We start from the raw sequence: 17626 nt of genomic DNA on the forward strand, positions 1-17626 counted from the left end.
TTAGTCGTGACTACAGACCTGATTACGTCCGCCCTGCTTCGCTTTGTACAAGCGATGATCGGCGTAAGATTGCAGCCGTTCGAAGTCGTAATCGTTAAATTCCAGCGCGCTACTAACGCCGAACGACGCACTGATTCTGGTGGTGTTCCCCTGCTTTAACAGCAACTCTTTGCTGTTGATACGCACTCTGATGCGCTCCGCCACTTTTACCGCTTCTTCCAGTGTCGTGTCAGGCAAAACGATACAGAACTCTTCTCCGCCCACGCGCCCGGCGACATCGCCCTGGCGAAACGCATCACTGAGCATCGCGGCGGCATGTGTCAGGACTTTATCGCCACTGCTGTGACCAAACCTGTCGTTAATACTTTTGAAGAGATCAAGGTCCATCTGAATGACAGAGAACGGTTGCGCTTGCTGCTTACATTCCTGGGCGATTTTGTTCGCAATCTCGAAGAAAGCGCCGCGATTGTATAAACGGGTTAATGTGTCGTAATTCGCGCGCCAGCTCAGGGTTTGTTGCAGGCTGAACATGTTACTCACCAGGCGGCGGATCACCATCCACGAAACAAACAGCATTAGGGTGGATAACAACCACAACACGCTGAGCACGATACTAATACGCCCAAATTCACCACGCACCCCCTCTTCCAGGGTATGAACTTTTATCAGCAAGCCGTCGAAGTTGTTGAGTTTCGCCCAGGTAATAAAACGAGTATCCAAACGTAATTCACCCTGCTCTCCGGGCTTCGCTGCCGTCACGGCATTGGCAATTTGAGCCAGTTGAGGAGCGGTAAATAACGCATGTTTCGGCATCCGTTTAGCCGAAGTCGCGATTGGATTGAGTTCGTTGTCATAGAGCAGCACCGTACCCTCGTGATCGTCATATTTGGCTTGTTGTAAGAAGCTATGCAACGAGTCAATCGGGTAATCTAGCGCCAGCACGCCGTACCAACGCCCGTTGAAATCCAGTGGAATCGCCGCCGTGATTATCTGCCCGGAAGTGCTGTTCGGGTTAAAGGTGTGCGTCCATCGCAAAACCCGCGAGGGGTTATTTTGCGGCGACTGAGAAGAAAAATAGGGTTGCGCGATCAAACGGTAATACAGCGAGACTATCTTCGGGTCATTAACAGGAGCGGTGCTGGAGAGAAAAAAACCACTGCGCGATGCATAAAATATCCGTTGTGGTAACGTTCGCGAGCGGTCTGATAAGCGCATGATATAGCTCAATTCAAGGGCTGCGCTAAGCTCCGTGTGGAGAGTCTCGTCATCGCGTTCAAGCAACGGGCTACTGTTAACAAATTCGTCCGATACGCCATTCATCGGCAAGCTGCGATGTAGATCCAGCCGTAATTGCCAAAAAGGTTGGGTGCGGAAAAGGTCAAACTCAGCCAGGGATTTACGAGTTCGGTCCGTTGAGATGGGAGATTGCAGCGCATAGTGCATGGTATTGCGATAAAACAGCAGGCTATCAATGTTGTGCTGAAGTTGCCTGTCGAGCAGGGTCGCAACGCTGTCGAGGCTATTGCGCTGATTGGCAACGTAGGCACCTTCTAGCACCACAGCTTCACGCCATGTCAGCACAGTGGAAAAGATAAATACCACGATAAAACAAAGGTTAACCACCTTCCCTGGACTTTTGAAACGGCTTATCTCGCGCTGAATTGCATCGCCAAACACTCACACTCTCCCGGATACCGCAATCATCTAAAAGCCTGTCACAACTGCCGTAATTTTTTCTCGCAAAGCTGGGACGGTTCTGATTAATAGTGCTGCATATTATCACTCGCAGTGATTACTAATCATAAACATATTCATGAAAAGTATATCATTCCCGCAACTGACGGTATTCAAGAAATAAAAACGCCCGATCATTGACCGGGCGTTTCAGGTTTATCCTTGTGAGGCGCTCCTTGTTGCCAGTGGGGCTAAATCATCCTCGCGGAAGGCCTCACGCTTTACACCATAACCATCATACCAACGACACTCCACCATACCGCTGGAAAACCCGGTAACAATCATCCTTGGGCCACCATTCTTAGGTTGGACTTCATCGCTGACCACAAAGACCATAACTGCCTCCTGTATCAGGGGTGAAAACTTCTACAGTTATAGACAATGACCTGCTGTTTTGCCTGGTGATAAGCGTAAATAACTGCAAAAAATTAGTGAACTGTGTTGTTACGCAAGCGACTTATGCCATTTACGACTGCCAGCACAATGGCTCCGATGATAAATCCGATCACCAGATTCGCCAATGTTGGCCCAAGCAAATGAGCAATGCCGCCCAACTTCTGCGCCCAGTCTTCAATGGCGTGATGCAACACTGGCACGCCGTGCACCAAAATACCGCCGCCGACCAGGAACATCGCCAATGTGCCGACTACTGATAAGAATTTCATCAGCCACGGGGCAAGAATTAATAGCCCTTTCCCGATGCCACGAGCCACCACCGAGCTTTTTTCTACCAGCCAAAAACCGAGGTCATCCAGTTTAACGATAATGCCCACCAGGCCATAAACCCCGACGGTCACGACAATAGCAATACCGGACAGCACCAGCACCTGGTTAAGCAAAGGGGCGGTTGCCACAATCCCTAAGGTAATCGCGACAATTTCGGCAGACAGAATAAAGTCGGTGCGAATGGCACCTTTAACTTTATCCTTTTCGTACACCAGCGGGTCCTGCGCGGCAATTTCATCAAGCCGTTGTTGGCGAGCTTCGGGCGTTTCCTTGTGTTTGCGGGCATGAATGTTGTGCACCACTTTCTCAACACCTTCGTAACAAAGGAATGCGCCACCAATCATCAATAAAGGCGTAATAGCCCACGGCGCAAATGCACTGATGATCAGCGCCAGCGGAACGAGGATCACTTTGTTGATGGCAGAACCCTTCGCCACCTGCCAGACCACAGGTATTTCGCGGTTAGCTCTTACACCAGAAACCTGTTGCGCGTTGAGCGACAAATCATCGCCCAGCACCCCAGCCGTCTTCTTCGCCGCCATTTTTCCCATCATCGAAATATCGTCCAGCAGCGTGGCGATATCATCCAGCAAGGTTAATAAGCTACTTCCAGCCATTAAATGAACGTCCTTTTTTAGTTTGTCTGCCTAACAGTATATGGAAGAAAAGTGCATTAACGAAAATCAAAGCAGGCTGTCAATAAAAATTAACATAATCACAACAAGTAAAATGCTCGCCAGTCAGATAGTTTTGACGTTAACTATTAGCTCTCTTGCTAAAGGATGTGAAGACACATGCGCGTTCGTTCTGGTCAGTTGTTGCCTTTGGTTGCAGCTCTATTTGCGTTATATATCATCTGGGGATCAACGTATTTTGCCATCGCCGTTGGCGTGAAAAGCTGGCCGCCGTTTATGATGGCCGGGGTGCGATTCATGGCCGCTGGCATATTGCTGATGGCGGTTTTATTGCTGCGAGGCCATAAATTACCCGCCTTGCGCCCGATGCTTAACGCCGCACTGGTTGGCGTCTTATTGCTGGCAGTGGGCAACGGTTTTGTTACGGTCGCTGAGCATCAACATGTTCCTTCAGGTATTGCCGCGGTGATGGTGGCAACCGTTCCACTATTTACGCTGTGCTTTAGCCGCTTGTTCGGTATTCAAACTCGCAAGCTGGAATGGCTCGGTATCGCGATTGGTCTGGGTGGTATCGTGTTGCTCAATAGCGGCGGCAACCTGAGCGGTAATCCGTGGGGAGCAATGTTAATTCTGATTGGCTCGATTAGCTGGGCTTTCGGTTCAGTCTACGGTTCGCGCATCGAACTCCCCACGGGCTTAATGGCGGGAGCGGTAGAAATGCTGGCGGCCGGGATTGTGTTGCTGGCCGCTTCGGCGTTAACCGGTGAGCATCTCGCGTCTTTACCAACCCCCGCAGGTTTTGCGGCGGTGGCTTACCTCTCTATATTTGGTTCCATTATTGCCATCAGCGCTTACATGTACCTGATTCGTAACGTCGCGCCTGCAGTTGCCACCAGCTACGCCTACGTCAACCCTGTGGTTGCGGTGTTATTGGGAACGGGTTTTGCCGGGGAAAGTTTATCGCCCATTGAATGGCTGGCGCTTGGCGTGATTATTTTCGCCGTGGTGTTGGTGACTTTAGGGAAATATCTGCTGCCCCCAAAGCCGGTAGTGACAGTCTGTGAGGTAGAGAAGTAATCAGCCTGCGGGTGGCGCTTGCCACCCGTCGTCTTTAAGCTCGTGTATGCCAAGGGTGTCAATTTGTGCGTGATGCCCGCCACTGCAAATCCACTCCTCCAGACGTTCACAAAGTGCGATGTCACTGAGTTTTTCGCGGCCCCGCAGCGCACATTCCCAAACCAAAAGTACTCGCCAGCCTTCGCTTAATAAACGCGTTGTATCGCGACTATCTCTCGCCACATTTTTGCCTATTTTCTCCAGCCAGAATTCGGTGCGCGTTGCCGGAACTTTAAATAAATAGCAGTGGTGGTGATGCCAGAAACAACCGTGGGTGAAGATAACGCAGCGGTGTTCATCGATGACAAAATCTGGCCTGCCAGCAAGGGTGGCGTCCTGCGTGCGGAAGGAAAAACCGCACTCGCTTAATAAACCCGCCAACCGCTTTTCGATAGCAGTATCACGCGTTGCGATAGCCCGCATATTCTTACTGCGAATAGTCTTGCTGTGGACATCCACCATCACGGTTCCTTTTATGGGCTGACGGGAATCAGCTGATTAGCTACCAGATTAGCAGAACGCTGAAAAATAATAACTGGCGATCTGATTGTGTGCATTTTTGGCTATTAAGCCAAAACACGTTTTCCCGTAACATCATGTATCAAATATAGATTAACCACTAGCGGGTTAATTTATAACCAACAAGTGAAATATTTTCAGCTTTAACCCGGCAAATTAAAGTGGCAGCATAGATTCATCATATCTTTATTTATTATAAATTAACGCTTCAATTGTTAATATTATTAACATCTATAACGGGTTTTAAATAAAATACCATGAAATATATCATCCCGGCATTACTGCTCTGTGCCGTATTCAATGCCTGTGCCAGCGACGCTGAAAATAATATCACCGATGATTATGTCACTGACTGGAATGCCGTCACCGAGGGGCAAATTGCGCCGACCTTCCCGCTCGGCACAGATATAATCAAACTGTGTAAAACGGCAGCACCTGAACAATTTCGGCGCGAGATTATTCACCAGTGGGAACAAAAGACCGGCACTCATATGACGCAGAACGCTTTCCTGTCTGAGGACTTGCAGCTATTTGACCGTCTGGCAACCCTTTCCTGCCTTGAAGGTGCTGATTATCAGCATCAAGGAAATGGCGATCTTTTAATCAAATCACTGAATGCTCAGTTGCGGGTTTTAGATGCTAAAGACGGCAATGATGCTTTTGAACAAATCAAAACCATGGAATTCCAGACGGGTATTCTGACCGCCAGATACGGAACCAGTCTTGAGAAAAAAAGAACACATGGCGGTACATGATTTTTTAATCATTTAAAATGGGTGGATGTTGCTGAGACTAATCCACTCGACAATAATTTATTGAGAGAATGAATGATGTTAATGCCATACATTACCCTGATAAAACACTTGTTGAAAAAATACACCTAAGCGAAAAATAACATTCCTCAGCTAACTCTATGAAATCATTATTTCCTTTTACTGTATTACAAATATCTTAACAACGTAATAAGTTGTGAAAAGCACTCAATTTATTATAATAAATTGAATCTGTTTTCACGTAACAATGAAACTAAAACGTCCACTCAAAATTCTCCAATACTTCTTCTTTTATATTTAGAGTCTTTATGTTTGAAAATTTAAAGAAACTTTGTGATGTTGCTCTTCTAAAAGCCAAAAACTGTACCTTTACCGGTGAAATAAATGCCTGGGTTTTCATCTGGTATCCTGAGGATCATCATCTGGGGCATGCAGCCATGCTGATTGGCGACTTAGACGACAACAGCCCTTATATCAGTTGGTGGCCAGGGAAAACCAAATCCAAACTTTCCTCCTACGTAAAAAAAACACCAGCCTATAGGGAAGGTTCTTTCAATAACTCAACGCATAAGTTTGAATTTTTCACCAGTGATTATAAGAGTGATGTTCATGATGAAGCTGATTGCCCGCATGTTATTTATGGGCTGAGAGATTTAAATACTTATAACATGTTGAAAGAATGGCATAAAATAAAGAGCAGTGCCATTCCGTCTTTTTCTCCGCTGTCAAAAAACTGCGCCACTGTTGTCAGTCGGGTTCTCAAGGCTGGGTTAAAAGGGTCACCTTTATACCATAAGGCATTTGGGTTATTTGGTGGCGAACAGTATATCTGGACACCCAAAAGGATCGCTGTGGCGTGCAATACGTTACGTGATAAAAATTATGCATTAAAAATTAATATACCAGGCCGGAATAGTGATCATTCCTTTGTAAAGACGCTCATCCGGTTAAGATAATAAAAAGCAACTTCCGACATACGTATAAAGAAGTTGCCAGTGTTTTCAATAATCTACAAACAGTAAAATTAAAAGATAGAATCATTTCTCTTTCAGGAGAAGATAGCGGATATTTAATGCCTCGATCCGTTGCTCTATTTTCTTCATCACCGCCGGGTCACGTTTCTCGGGACCCGTTTGCTGTACTTCCCACAACAATGTTTCCGCCGCAGCGCCATTACTTTGTAAATCCTGCCTGATTTGATAAACCGCCGTTTTTAACTCCGACACCGTCATATATTTGCTCTGAGTCTTCTCGGCATTTAATAAGCGGGCATCCAGTTCATCCAGATGTTTGTTCGCTTTAATATAGCCATCCAGAACTGGAATACTGCCTGCTTTCTCTTTCAACGCTGTTAGCCATTGCGCACTCACCTCATTATTCGGGAAATGCTGCTGTAATAAGTCGGATAAACGTTCACCCCGCCCCACTAATGCATCTGCGGGTTGGGTGCTGAGCCAGTTAAGCGTTGCACCTGCCTGCTGCAAAATAGCCTGCTTTTGTTGCTGAATTTTCTCCGGCGGCACGTCATGCCATACAGACGCAGCCTGAATGCCGCCTTGCTCTAATTGCGCCACCGATGCGACGAGCTTTTCACTTAAACTCGGGGTTTGAAGAGTGTACCAACCTGCCGCAACCGCCAGACTCAATCCCAGACCCGCCGCCATTCCTCCCAGCGCCCACAGTAACGGGCGTTGAGCCGGTACCGCCAGCGCCATTTCCGGCATCAGTATTGGTTCTGGCAACGGTTCCGGTTTTTCTATCGGCGGTTTTACTATCAGCGGCTTCACTGCACTCACCGTAGAGGGCGTTTTCGCCACCACTTTCTGCACCAGATAAGGGACAGAGCGGCAACGAACCTGTAAAAAATAGTGCAGATTTTTTAGCGAATCATGGCTGCGTGATTGCAGATTTTTCGAGTATTCGTACAGCACACCAATGCTTCTTTCCACCGAGCGCATTTCACCGTTGTTTTCCGGGCCATACTTCAGGGTGTAAATGTGCGTCGCGACATTGGCACAAAACCAGTCAATCAAAGATTGCCGCGCCTGCACAGCAGCCACCGGTGGCCAGCAGCGCACATTGTTATGGGTAAAAGCTGTGGTGAGAAGATCCAGCCCCTCGGCTAATCCTGCCCAGCTTTTCAGCTGCATATTGATGAGGCAAAACCACACGCCGTTTTGCAAGTCGTAGCCGTAATCCCGAAAGAGCTGGAAGCACTTATCCTCCAGCATTTTCCAGTCTGTGGCGCCAGAAAGCGCACCATTGAGGTGGCTCAGTTCACTGCTGAGTAACAAAAATGCTTTGCTGAGCCGTGGATCATGGCTATTAATTTTTAATGCCCTGAGATTTACCATCGATTTCATACTGTTCCTTAGCGCTTTACGCCTGAGCTTTGGCCGCCGCGCGTTTTGACAGAGGCTGTTTTGCTAACGTGAGTTGCCCTCTGGCAACGCTAAGCTGTAAACGAACGTCGGCTTTTTCTTCGCTTGCCAGCAGTCGGTCAGTCAACAATGGCAGCAGCTCGCTATTAAGTACGGCGTCGATTTCCCGCGCTCCGCTTTGTGCTACCTGACAACGGCTGGCGACAAACTCCACCACTTTCTCGTTGTAAGTCAGTACGCAATCCCCTTCCCCGGCATGAGCAAAGCGTTCACACACTTTGTTAATCTTCAGACGGATGATTTTCGCCAGCGTTTCACCCACAACAGGCAGATAAGGGATCAAACGCAAGCGGCCCATTAGCGCCGGGCGGAAGAAACGGTCAAATTCAGGGCGGATCAGCCTGGTCAGGTTTTTGTTATCCGCATCACCGGCCAGGCAGGCCTCCATCACCAAATCGCTTGCCAGGTTGCTGGTCAGAATAATCAGCGTGTTGCGAAAGTTAATCTGCTGGCCTTCGGCATCGTCCATGAACCCTTTATCGAACACCTGATAGAAGATTTCCATGACGTCCGGATGCGCTTTTTCGACTTCATCCAGTAACACCACACTGTACGGACGACGGCGCACCGCCTCAGTCAACACCCCGCCCTGACCGTAGCCGACATAGCCCGGAGGCGAACCTTTCAGGCCGGAAACCGAATGGGCTTCCTGGTATTCCGACATATTGATGGTAATCAGGCTCTGCTCGCCGCCATAGAGTAGTTCCGCGAGCGCGAGCGCCGTTTCCGTTTTACCGACCCCCGATGGACCCGCCAGCATGAAAACACCGGTCGGTTTGGCCGGGTCACTCAGGTTGGCGCGCCCGATACGGATCTGTTGGGCGATTTCTGCCAGCGCATGTGGCTGGCCGATAACCCGCGCTTCGAGGCGCGCCACCAAATCACCAAGCTGTTGTTGCTCCTTTTCCATCATTCTGCCCAGCGGAATACCCGTCCACCCGGCAATAACGTCAGCCACACAGGTGGCATCCACGCAGTCATAGACCAGCGCCTGATCTTTATGAAGCTCGGCTAATTGCCCGCGTAATACGGCGATTTGCGCACTGTCTTCGGTGCCATTGATTTGCGCCACCAGCTCCTGTTGCTGTTGCCATACCGGCTGCAACTGGCTCAGGCTCAGGCTTATCTCTTTCTCGCGCTTATCCAGCCATTCCAGGCGTGGGGATTTGCCCCCCTCTTTTTGCAGGCTTTCGCGCTCGGCAATCAGGTTGTTCAGTAAGGCATTAAGATCTTCAATCTCTTTAGGGGCATGGCATTGAGAAACCGCGACGCGGGCGCAGGCGGTGTCCAGCAGGCTGATTGATTTATCCGGCAACTGGCGGCCTGAGATATAACGGCTGGAAAGCCGCACAGCCGCAACCAGCGCGCTTTCCAGAATTTGCACGTTATGGTGTTTACCGAGCGCAGGTTTAAGTGAACGCAGCATCGCGATGGCGGTTTCTTCATCCGGCTCGGCAACTTTGACCACCTGAAAACGGCGTGCCAGGGCGGCATCTTTCTCGAAGTATTTTTTATATTCCGCCCAGGTTGTTGCCGCAACCACGCGCATTTCGCCACGCGCCAGTGCCGGTTTGAGCAAGTTAGCCGCATCATTTTGCCCCGCCTGGCCGCCTGCACCAATCAGGGTATGTGCTTCATCGATAAATAAAATCACCGGAGATGGGTACTCTTTCACCTCGCGTAACAGGGTTTGCAGACGTTGCTCAAATTCCCCTTTTACGCTGGCACCGGCCTGGAGTAACCCCATATCCAGCGAGAGGATTTCCATATTTTTTAGCGCATCAGGCACGGTGCCTTCGATGATGCGTTGCGCCAGCCCTTCCACTAAAGCCGTTTTGCCTACACCTGGTTCACCGGTCAAAACAGGGTTGTTCTGGCGACGACGCAGGAGCACATCAATAATCTGGCGAATTTCCGACTCACGGCCCAAAGCCGGATCCAGCGTGCTGTTTCGCGCCTGTTCAGTCAGGTTGCGCGTAAATTTTTTCAGCGCGGAATCTATATTGTGGTCGGCGTGGGCTGCCGCCGCAGTACGAGACGAAGCACAAGCTTCGTGCAAAAACTGTTCTGCCTTTTCGCTATTGCATAACAGCGCTTGCTGTAGCACTGGCGCAAAGTGCGCCTGGCTGCGTTTGGCATCCACGAACAAGCATCCCATCAGCGCCTGCACCGACAGTTGTGTTTGTTGCCAGCAGACACTGGCATGCAGCCAGGACATTTCCAGATGCTCAACCAGCGATTCAGCCAACACCGGGCTACGCGTATTGCCGCTGCGTTGTTGGCTCAGGCTAACTTGTAGCGCCTCAAGTAACACATCCCCTTGCAAGCCTGCAATCAGGCATAACTGCTCAATCATGGCGGGCTTACGGGTTATCAACACCAGCAGTAAATGCTCAACCTCAACTTCATGGTGGGTACGGCTCACCGCCAGGCTTATCGCGGCATCGAGGCAACCGCGCGCTTCAGTACTCAGTCTTTCCACAACTTTTTTCAGGTAGCTACCCATTGTCTGATTCCATTCACTATTTTTTAAAATGACCCCAGGCGCTCACTGGCATTGAGCAATGCGGGCGGGCAATTGAGAGAAATGATTATTTGGCACCGCTGAGCGCTGCTGCGCTTTTTTGTCCTGCAACGCAAGTTGTGCATCGGCATTGTCGTTTAGTGACTGGTTGAGCGCCTGCCATTGCTGCCAGGTTTCCCGAACCTTGTCTTGCGGCCCCGTCTGGTAGCGCACCAGAACTTCTTTGATGCCCATGGCGTCGAGTTGCGCAGCATCTTCAGGGAAGTCGCTGGCAAGATAGCGATGCTGTCCGTCGGACATGTCTTCAAGGAAGTCAGTCCAGGCCGAATCGCCAAAGTACTCGTACGTCAGGTCAAAACCAGGGAAGTTCACCACCAGCGTGATGCGGCTACAGTGGCCAGGACGCCAGCGGAAAGGTGCCTGTTCGCTGAAGTTCATGCTGCTGAGAGTCCAGCGTTGTTCATCACAAAACAGCGTCACACGCGTGCCGGTTGGCATCAGACGTGCACCACCAGGAATGGTCGCAGGCTGGCTTTTTAGCGTGATCTCGATGGATTTTGCTTCCAGCGCCGCTATCTGAGTTTCAAGTTTGCTCTGCTGTTCTTTCAGGGATGCCAGCACATCATCATTGCGCGTGCTGTCACGTTCTGGCATGGCCAGCACATCATCCGGGCGCAGAACGTGGTTAACCATCCGCAAAAACTCTGGCGTCAGGCCGGTTGTCAGGCCATCAAACTGCCCCGCAGCTGGCCCGTTGTCCCCCACTACAAGAACACTTTTTGCTGGCCCGCGAATAAAATCAGCGAGGTATTGCCCGCTCAATTCTTGCTGTTCTTTGTAATCCAGACGTGCGGCATTTTTTTCCATCGGCCACAGCACCCGGCTTTGCCATTGATCCTGAAGCCAACAGCCCGATCGCTGCATGGCATGCGCCACCAGCCAGTGAGCATCGGTTTTATATAAAGCCCAGACGGCATTGAGCGCGAAGTCATCTTGTTCTGCGGAAACACTTTTGCGCAGCGTGGCAAAGCGGGTGTCCAGTTGCTGCAAAGGATTAGCCGCAGCATTTTCCCCACTCAGAAATAAACCACGGGTGAGTCGCTCACTTTTTACTGGCGTGACAAACGCATCAGAAACGGCAGCGCGCAGGCTCCCTTTCCAGGCCAGCCAATTTTTAATATTGAGGTCGCTCACCGCGCTATTCAGCGTTTTGTTGTCCAGCTTGATAACACTCGCCACTTTCTGTAAGAACGCTTTTTCCAGGCGGCCGGCGGTGTTCATCACTGAGCCGTTTAGCGGAGTCTGTTGCAGTTTTTCTAGCTGACGCAGTTCCCGCAGCCAGCGGCTGGCATGCTGGCCGGGAATATCGGCAAGTTGTTCCGTGGCATAGTGGGCAAATGCCATTGACGGGCTATTGCCCTGGTCGATTGACACCAGGGTAGATTGCCACTGAGCCCCATTTAGCACCGGTGCGGGCTGGTTGCTCATCGCCAGTATCAGGGTCATCCATTGGTTCTGGCGCAGTGTGTTCCAGTTTTGTTCAAAGGCTGCCAGTACCGGCATGCTGACATTTTTACCCGCCGCTTGCCGGACTGTATCCAGCCAGTGCTGGATTTGCACCGATCCTTGTACCGTCCACAGACCATCGAGCTGCACATTGTTTTGTGCCCAGGGCAGGAAATCTACCAGGTTAACCGGCGTCAGTGCCTGGGAAGGGGCTATCAGCCATCTCCAGGAAGTATCACTGTTGACCAGTTGCCCCAACAGTTTGCGTAATGAATTCAGTTGTTCCGCGCCGCCGGGTTGCTGTAATAACTCACGCTGTAGCGCGATGTCATAGGCCAGAGGTAACGAAGAGTCCGCACCGGTCAGGCTCAACAACGGAGACACGGGAGGGTGTTTTTCCAGTTCGGCAAGTGACTGCCCATCGAGCATTGCCTGTTTGGTCATAATGGCGCTGGCCAGGTTCAGGACTAACTCGCGTTTCCCCTGCGGCAGTGCTTCAGCAAACAATTGCTGATAGCGTTGTTCAGCCGCCTGCATGTTGACCGTGCTGCGCGGAGTGGCCGCCAGAATCGTTTCTTCCAGCTGGTGGTGCCGCTGATTAAGCAACGGCACGAATAGCAGATGCTGCAACGGTGATTCGTTCCAGCTCTCAATACCTTTCAGTTGCTGAACCTGCTGCTCAGGCGTCATATCCTGAAGATTCCCGGCCCCCAGGCCGTAGCTGCTCGCCCCACTCCAGGCCAGGTAGAGCGACGCCAGCACACTAAAGGTCATGACTCCCCAGCGTTGAAAATAACGGCGGCTAAACCCGATCGGCGCGATTTCCCGTTGGCGGCTAAGCGTTGGCAGCAAGTGGCTGATCAGATTATGGGTAAATAGCGCTTTGCGTGCGGCGCTATTTTTACTTACCGGTTCGGTGGCGCTGAACCAAATCCCACCTAATTGTGCAGGTTCGAAGTAAGCGTCGGGTTCACATAATGCCGCCAGATAACGCTGCAAAGCAGGCTGCAACTGCATCAGTTGTTCCGGGAAATCCAGCAATGCGAGAGTGTCATTATCGGGATCACCGCCAGACAACATGCTGACCCGGACTTTATCCAGCCCGTCTTTCACGCAGGTAAAGAGGGGGTCAAGCAAAGCGGGGTCTTTACCATCAACAACCGGCGAAGTCAGCCAGTAATAGCCCAACGCCTGCTGACGCTGAGCAGGTGAAAGTTTGCTTGCCCACTGGCTAAAACCAGCGATTTGATCGCAACAGGTGACAAAAAGGTAGACCGGCAAACGGCGCTTGAGTTTTTTAATCAATGGCTCGATTTGCGTTCGAACAAGACGGGCATTGAGATGTAAATCTGCCGCCTCTTTTCCCCGTAAATCCGCGATGGAAACGCACACCACAATGCCCGCCGGAGAAGGTACGCGTTGGCACCAGTTAACCAGATTGAGCCAGCCGCGTTCAAAAGCAGGCGTTTTACTGAGGAAATGGCTCGAAAGGTCAAGGAAACCGGAGGAGTGGAAAAACCACCAGCGCAGGGTGCGCGTAGGCACCACCAGTGCACTTTCAGGCTCGTTTGAAAAAAGGGGCAGACCAGCACTCGCCATCAGCGTGGTTTTACCGCTGCGTTTACCCGTTAAGATAAACCAGGGTAGGTGCTGTTTACGCCTTTTGATGCGTTTAATCACCGACTCACCCGCTTTCCAGTGTTCAAACAGAACATGTTCCATTCGGGTCAGCGTTAAGCGCTGTTTCAAATAAAGAACATATTTGCTCTGAGAGATCCCGCGCAGCGAAAACCAGATTAAACGAACCACTAAAACAGCAATAATTAATGCAAACCACAGAATAACCGCAGCGGTAAAAGAGCGTTCACTAATCACCGCAATGCACAAACAAAAAACAAATAGCAAGCACAGCAATATTGCCCATGCAAAAAATTCAATCAGTTTTTTAAACATTTTATTACCCGGTAAAAAAACCTGAACCAATAGCTAACATAAGGGCATAGATAAATAACGGTAATGACAACAGCAACCCTTTACGTTGCCGCAATTTTTTACGCGTTTGTTGGTTTCCGCTAAGGGTTCCTGAGCCAGGTTCAACCAGGTTTGCCTCGTTTGGCCACTGTCGCCAGGCTTCGGGTAAGCACTCTCTTTCACTATCAATACGTTGTTGTAATAACTGGGCATCTTGTTGGGTATATTTCCCGTGAAAGCCCATCAATAAACAAAACAGATACACCATTCTTAATGGCGTATTGGTTTTATCGAGGGTATCAAGGCGGGTGAAAAACTCTTCGCCACCAACAGAAATATTGAAGTAGTGCTTTTGCAGTAATGCTGCGCGCCACTCCTTAACCCAGGGAATGGTCGAACATAACACCCGTTCATCTAAATAAAGCACCACCGCAAAATAAGCATCTTCACATTCTTGTTGTTCATGGTGCAATTCAGATTCACATAATGCTTGCTCTAATAACTCTATGCACTGACTGCGAAAAACCGCGTAATCCTCATGTAATTGAGGTTGAGTCAATAACGTGGTCACCAGACGGAATAAAGGTAAATAACAATTCAATAAACTCATCATGATGGCACCACAAAAATAATTTGAACCTGCAAATCGTCCGGCATATCAGGCCAGTAACAGGAAATACCTTTTCCTTTGATAACCTTGCTCCACAGGTCGCTATCCTGTTCGATAACAAAATAGTGAGAGTCACTACGGTTCGGCACGCCTCGCGGAGGTTGGCGGCAGGCACTCACCGGAATCCCCGGCAAAGCATGCTGGATTAACATTTCGATCATTTGCGGCGGTGCCAGTTTGATACCGCCCTGGTTTTTTATCTGGCGGTTTTCAATCGGGATGCTGGCAGAACGCAGCAATAACAGCGCCGTTTCGCTTTGTTTAAACTCGAGGCTTTTGAACTCACCGCTGAAAACGCCCTGAGAATCTTTCTCAAGCGTGACATACGTATTGTCCTCAAGAATCAGGCTGTTCAGCAGGGAAATCAATGTCCTGCGTGCGCTTTCAAAGCAACCCAGCAACCTATTATGGTTATAATCCAGCAGCTTGCTTTCGCTGTCTCGCCACTGCCCGTCAAAAGAACAACTGTCGCTAAAGGACGAAAACTCGCCAATCAGCAGGCAGAGCAGGTTGTAAACCGTCCAGGGGTGAACCTGCCGTGCCTGGCAATAGTTTTTCAGCATAGGCAAGACACGATTAAGAGAGCGCATCGCCAGCAGCTGCGTCACCTGGTCGCCACGTTCAGCATCGTTCACCAGACGTTCGGAACGTTTATATTCCTCCAGTTTTCTGGCTCTGGCGCTCAGCTCAAAATAGATGGCTTCGATAAGTTTCTCTAGGCTTTGGGAGCCAAAGAGCGTCACCGATGGCGGGGAAAACGCCTCATCTAACGTGACCCGGTCATTGAGATAACGTAAGCGAGTTAATGGAATGCATTCGCAATCTACGGCATCGGCTTTTTCAGCATCTGATAGCAGGCGCACGTTGTAACACAAGCGCGCGACTGTGGCGTCTGGCGCATGATCGTAGACATCTTTCATCACCCGATCTTCCCCGGTATTCACCCAACGGGTGACCGCACGATCGTGCTCTTTTCCCAGCGTCGTGACGTTGCTGTGCTGCGGATCAAAACGACGCAATGCCAGCCATATGGGCAGCGTCTGGTCGCGTTGCTTCCAGATATCACGGAAGTTTCGTTTTTCAATTTGGCAGTTTCCTGGCATCGATAAGAATGTCCCGCCAGGCATGATAAAGCGGATGTGATCGACACTGACCACATAATCGTCCAGCGCCGCTTTATTGATTTCGACTTCAATCAACCCATGGTTATAAGGTTGCGCGAGCTGTAAGCGCTGGGCAAGCTGCCACTCATGGTGCAAATCAAGCGATTGAAAATGCTGCGGTTGAAGATATAACCCGGAGTGCCAGTAAATTTGTTGTTGTTCGCTGTACATTACCCTTTTTCCTCGACGGCAACGGGCGCGGTGTTCTGGGCGATGTTTTCCGTCTCATTGGGTTCGCCGGCACTGACAATACTTTCACTGCCCAGCGTGACGGAAAATGTGACGGGTGAAAGTGCCGATTGCCACACGGGCGACCACCAGCCGGTGCTGTGCGTGCTGACCGGGATTTCTGCCGTAAACATGTGTTGTTTAGTCGGGAACGGGTAATACCCGGCAACCAGCGCCAGGTTGCGCGTATTCTGTGCACGATCAATATGCAGAATATTGCTTTGTCCAGGCATCACGACATAGCGATCAAGCTGTAATACATCCCCTTCGTTGCCCGCTCCGGCAAACAGGCTTTTAAGCAACGTCGGATTATTCAATAGCTTATCCAGCGCCGGTTTATCTTTGGTCTGTAACAGCAAAACCGTACAACTGTTCGGCAGCTCATTGACGCTGTTTAGCCCCGGCTCTGCACGCAGGTTCAGGGTAATGGCACCGCTGGCAAACGGAGCGGATACCTTGTCAATAGACCGCTGACGCGCTTCCTGGTCGCCCGTGCTACACCCCGCAAGCATAAGCATGCTGAGTAACAGACCCACGAAGCTGATTTGACCTTTCATTCTGTTTCTTGCCCTTTTAGTACTTTGTTGATGTCGCGCATACAGCTCTTGTCTTCCAGCATTTCATCAAGCCATTCGGTGAGTGTCATTCCCGCCCAACGCGCCGCACGCTCCATCAAAAAAGGGACCGGGCTGGAGGGTTCTGTCTGACGGAAAAAATGCGCAATTGTCAGCATTTGGCTGATGGCTAAATCTCGCGACATCTCCTGCTTTTGCGTCCTGCCAGCAAACATGGCGGATTCAGCAGATAAATCAGCTTCTTGTGGCGCTAATACATTGAGCGACATGATGTCGTCATAAGCGGGTGCCGCACGGTCAAACAGCCGTTTCATAAAGTCCTGCATCTCGGCAATGACGCTACGCGTTTGCCCCAGCGCAGATGAATCTGCCTGCGGGTTGACCTCCTCGTAGGTCGCTTCCAGGTGATTGAGCATTTCGATGAGCAGCTCGAGTGTTTCGCTCTGCGTCACAATTTTTTGTGGTACAAGCGAAAGTGCCCAACGATTAAATGTCTCCATAGAGAAGTCACTGTCTGAATCAGTACGGCTGCGGGCCATCGTGGATTGATGTTCCTGAAGGAGCACTTTTTGCCAGTGGTCCAGCGAGCTTTCTGGCTGCCCGAGTAACGGATAACTGTTCAACATCAGCGCCAGTTGGCGATCCAGACGATTCAGAATGCTGTGGCGAATAACCGCACCGTCTTCATCCAGCTCAGGCCAGGCGGTTTGCCAATAGCGTTCGAGAAACGCTGCCAGAAACTGCGTTCCCTCCAGTAAACCCGCCAGGCCGTTTTGCTGAGTTAAACCCTCAACAAACCAGCAGGCGACCTGGAGATCTTTACTCTCCTTTTTCAAGACTTCGCGGCTCAGACGGATGACTTTGAGCCAGTCGGCCTTGCGTAATTCGGTTGCCCATTCACCCTGCGGCAAATAATCAGGATCGCTTTCGCGCGCCTGGCGAATATCGTCATAAATTTGTTGATATTCAACGTTGCGACCAGCGGGTTGCTCTTCACCGATCGGCACCAACAGTTCATCAAAATTTGTTTTCATTGCATCACACT

The 17626-nt window shown here is 50.3% G+C and carries 14 protein-coding genes; 3 read left to right on the top strand and 11 right to left on the bottom strand.

The window, feature by feature from the left end; translation table 11 throughout:
* From dgcQ to D8682_RS06275, 3 genes are all read right to left on the bottom strand, one after another.
* Window positions 1–1677, bottom strand: coding sequence for a cellulose biosynthesis regulator diguanylate cyclase DgcQ (gene dgcQ / locus D8682_RS06265; RefSeq protein WP_121813826.1), 1677 nt, complete (start codon window positions 1675–1677; stop codon window positions 1–3).
* A gap of 213 nt (window positions 1678–1890) precedes the next feature.
* On the bottom strand, window positions 1891–2070 hold the full coding sequence (locus D8682_RS06270; RefSeq protein WP_064545493.1) for a YodC family protein: 180 nt from the start codon (window positions 2068–2070) through the stop codon (window positions 1891–1893).
* Between the two features lie 92 nt (window positions 2071–2162).
* Entirely contained in the window at window positions 2163–3077 is a 915-nt protein-coding gene (locus D8682_RS06275; RefSeq protein WP_121813827.1) for a DUF808 domain-containing protein, read from the bottom strand.
* A gap of 177 nt (window positions 3078–3254) precedes the next feature.
* On the opposite strand from D8682_RS06275, the gene yedA reads away from it, so the two are divergent.
* Entirely contained in the window at window positions 3255–4172 is a 918-nt protein-coding gene (gene yedA, locus D8682_RS06280; protein ID WP_064545487.1) for a drug/metabolite exporter YedA, read from the top strand.
* Here the strand turns inward: yedA and D8682_RS06285 are convergent, their stop codons facing one another.
* On the bottom strand, window positions 4173–4673 hold the full coding sequence (locus tag D8682_RS06285; protein WP_121813828.1) for a very short patch repair endonuclease: 501 nt from the start codon (window positions 4671–4673) through the stop codon (window positions 4173–4175). It lies immediately after the preceding gene.
* Between the two features lie 314 nt (window positions 4674–4987).
* Here D8682_RS06285 and D8682_RS06290 point away from each other — a divergent pair, with 314 nt between their 5' ends.
* Entirely contained in the window at window positions 4988–5485 is a 498-nt protein-coding gene (locus tag D8682_RS06290; protein ID WP_121813829.1) for a hypothetical protein, read from the top strand.
* Between the two features lie 326 nt (window positions 5486–5811).
* A complete protein-coding gene (locus tag D8682_RS06295; RefSeq protein WP_121813830.1) occupies window positions 5812–6459 on the top strand; it encodes a hypothetical protein in 648 nt (215 codons plus the stop codon).
* Between the two features lie 81 nt (window positions 6460–6540).
* Here the strand turns inward: D8682_RS06295 and D8682_RS06300 are convergent, their stop codons facing one another.
* From D8682_RS06300 to tssA, 7 genes are read right to left on the bottom strand one after another with little or no spacing between them, the layout of a single operon-like run.
* Window positions 6541–7866 (bottom strand): VasL domain-containing protein, encoded by a 1326-nt coding sequence (locus D8682_RS06300; RefSeq protein WP_121813831.1) that lies wholly within the window; start codon window positions 7864–7866, stop codon window positions 6541–6543.
* A gap of 16 nt (window positions 7867–7882) precedes the next feature.
* Window positions 7883–10450 (bottom strand): type VI secretion system ATPase TssH, encoded by a 2568-nt coding sequence (gene tssH, locus D8682_RS06305; RefSeq protein ID WP_121813832.1) that lies wholly within the window; start codon window positions 10448–10450, stop codon window positions 7883–7885.
* 42 nt (window positions 10451–10492) lie between these two features.
* Entirely contained in the window at window positions 10493–13927 is a 3435-nt protein-coding gene (locus tag D8682_RS06310) for a type VI secretion protein IcmF/TssM N-terminal domain-containing protein (RefSeq protein WP_121813833.1), read from the bottom strand.
* Window positions 13928–13931: 4 nt separating this feature from the next.
* Entirely contained in the window at window positions 13932–14558 is a 627-nt protein-coding gene (locus D8682_RS06315) for a DotU family type IV/VI secretion system protein (RefSeq protein ID WP_121813834.1), read from the bottom strand.
* Complete coding sequence (gene tssK / locus D8682_RS06320; protein WP_121813835.1) at window positions 14555–15949, bottom strand: type VI secretion system baseplate subunit TssK; 1395 nt, start codon at window positions 15947–15949, stop codon at window positions 14555–14557. Before tssK ends, D8682_RS06315 begins: the two co-directional genes overlap by 4 nt.
* Window positions 15949–16563 carry a type VI secretion lipoprotein TssJ gene (locus D8682_RS06325; protein ID WP_121813836.1) on the bottom strand — a complete coding sequence of 205 codons (615 nt, stop codon included), beginning with the start codon at window positions 16561–16563 and terminating at the stop codon, window positions 15949–15951. Before D8682_RS06325 ends, tssK begins: the two co-directional genes overlap by 1 nt.
* On the bottom strand, window positions 16560–17615 hold the full coding sequence (tssA, locus tag D8682_RS06330) for a type VI secretion system protein TssA (protein WP_121813837.1): 1056 nt from the start codon (window positions 17613–17615) through the stop codon (window positions 16560–16562). Before tssA ends, D8682_RS06325 begins: the two co-directional genes overlap by 4 nt.
* Between the last annotated feature and the right edge of the window lie 11 nt (window positions 17616–17626).

It is taken from the genome of Buttiauxella sp. 3AFRM03 (assembly GCF_003675305.1).
Classification (GTDB): domain Bacteria; phylum Pseudomonadota; class Gammaproteobacteria; order Enterobacterales; family Enterobacteriaceae; genus Buttiauxella; species Buttiauxella ferragutiae.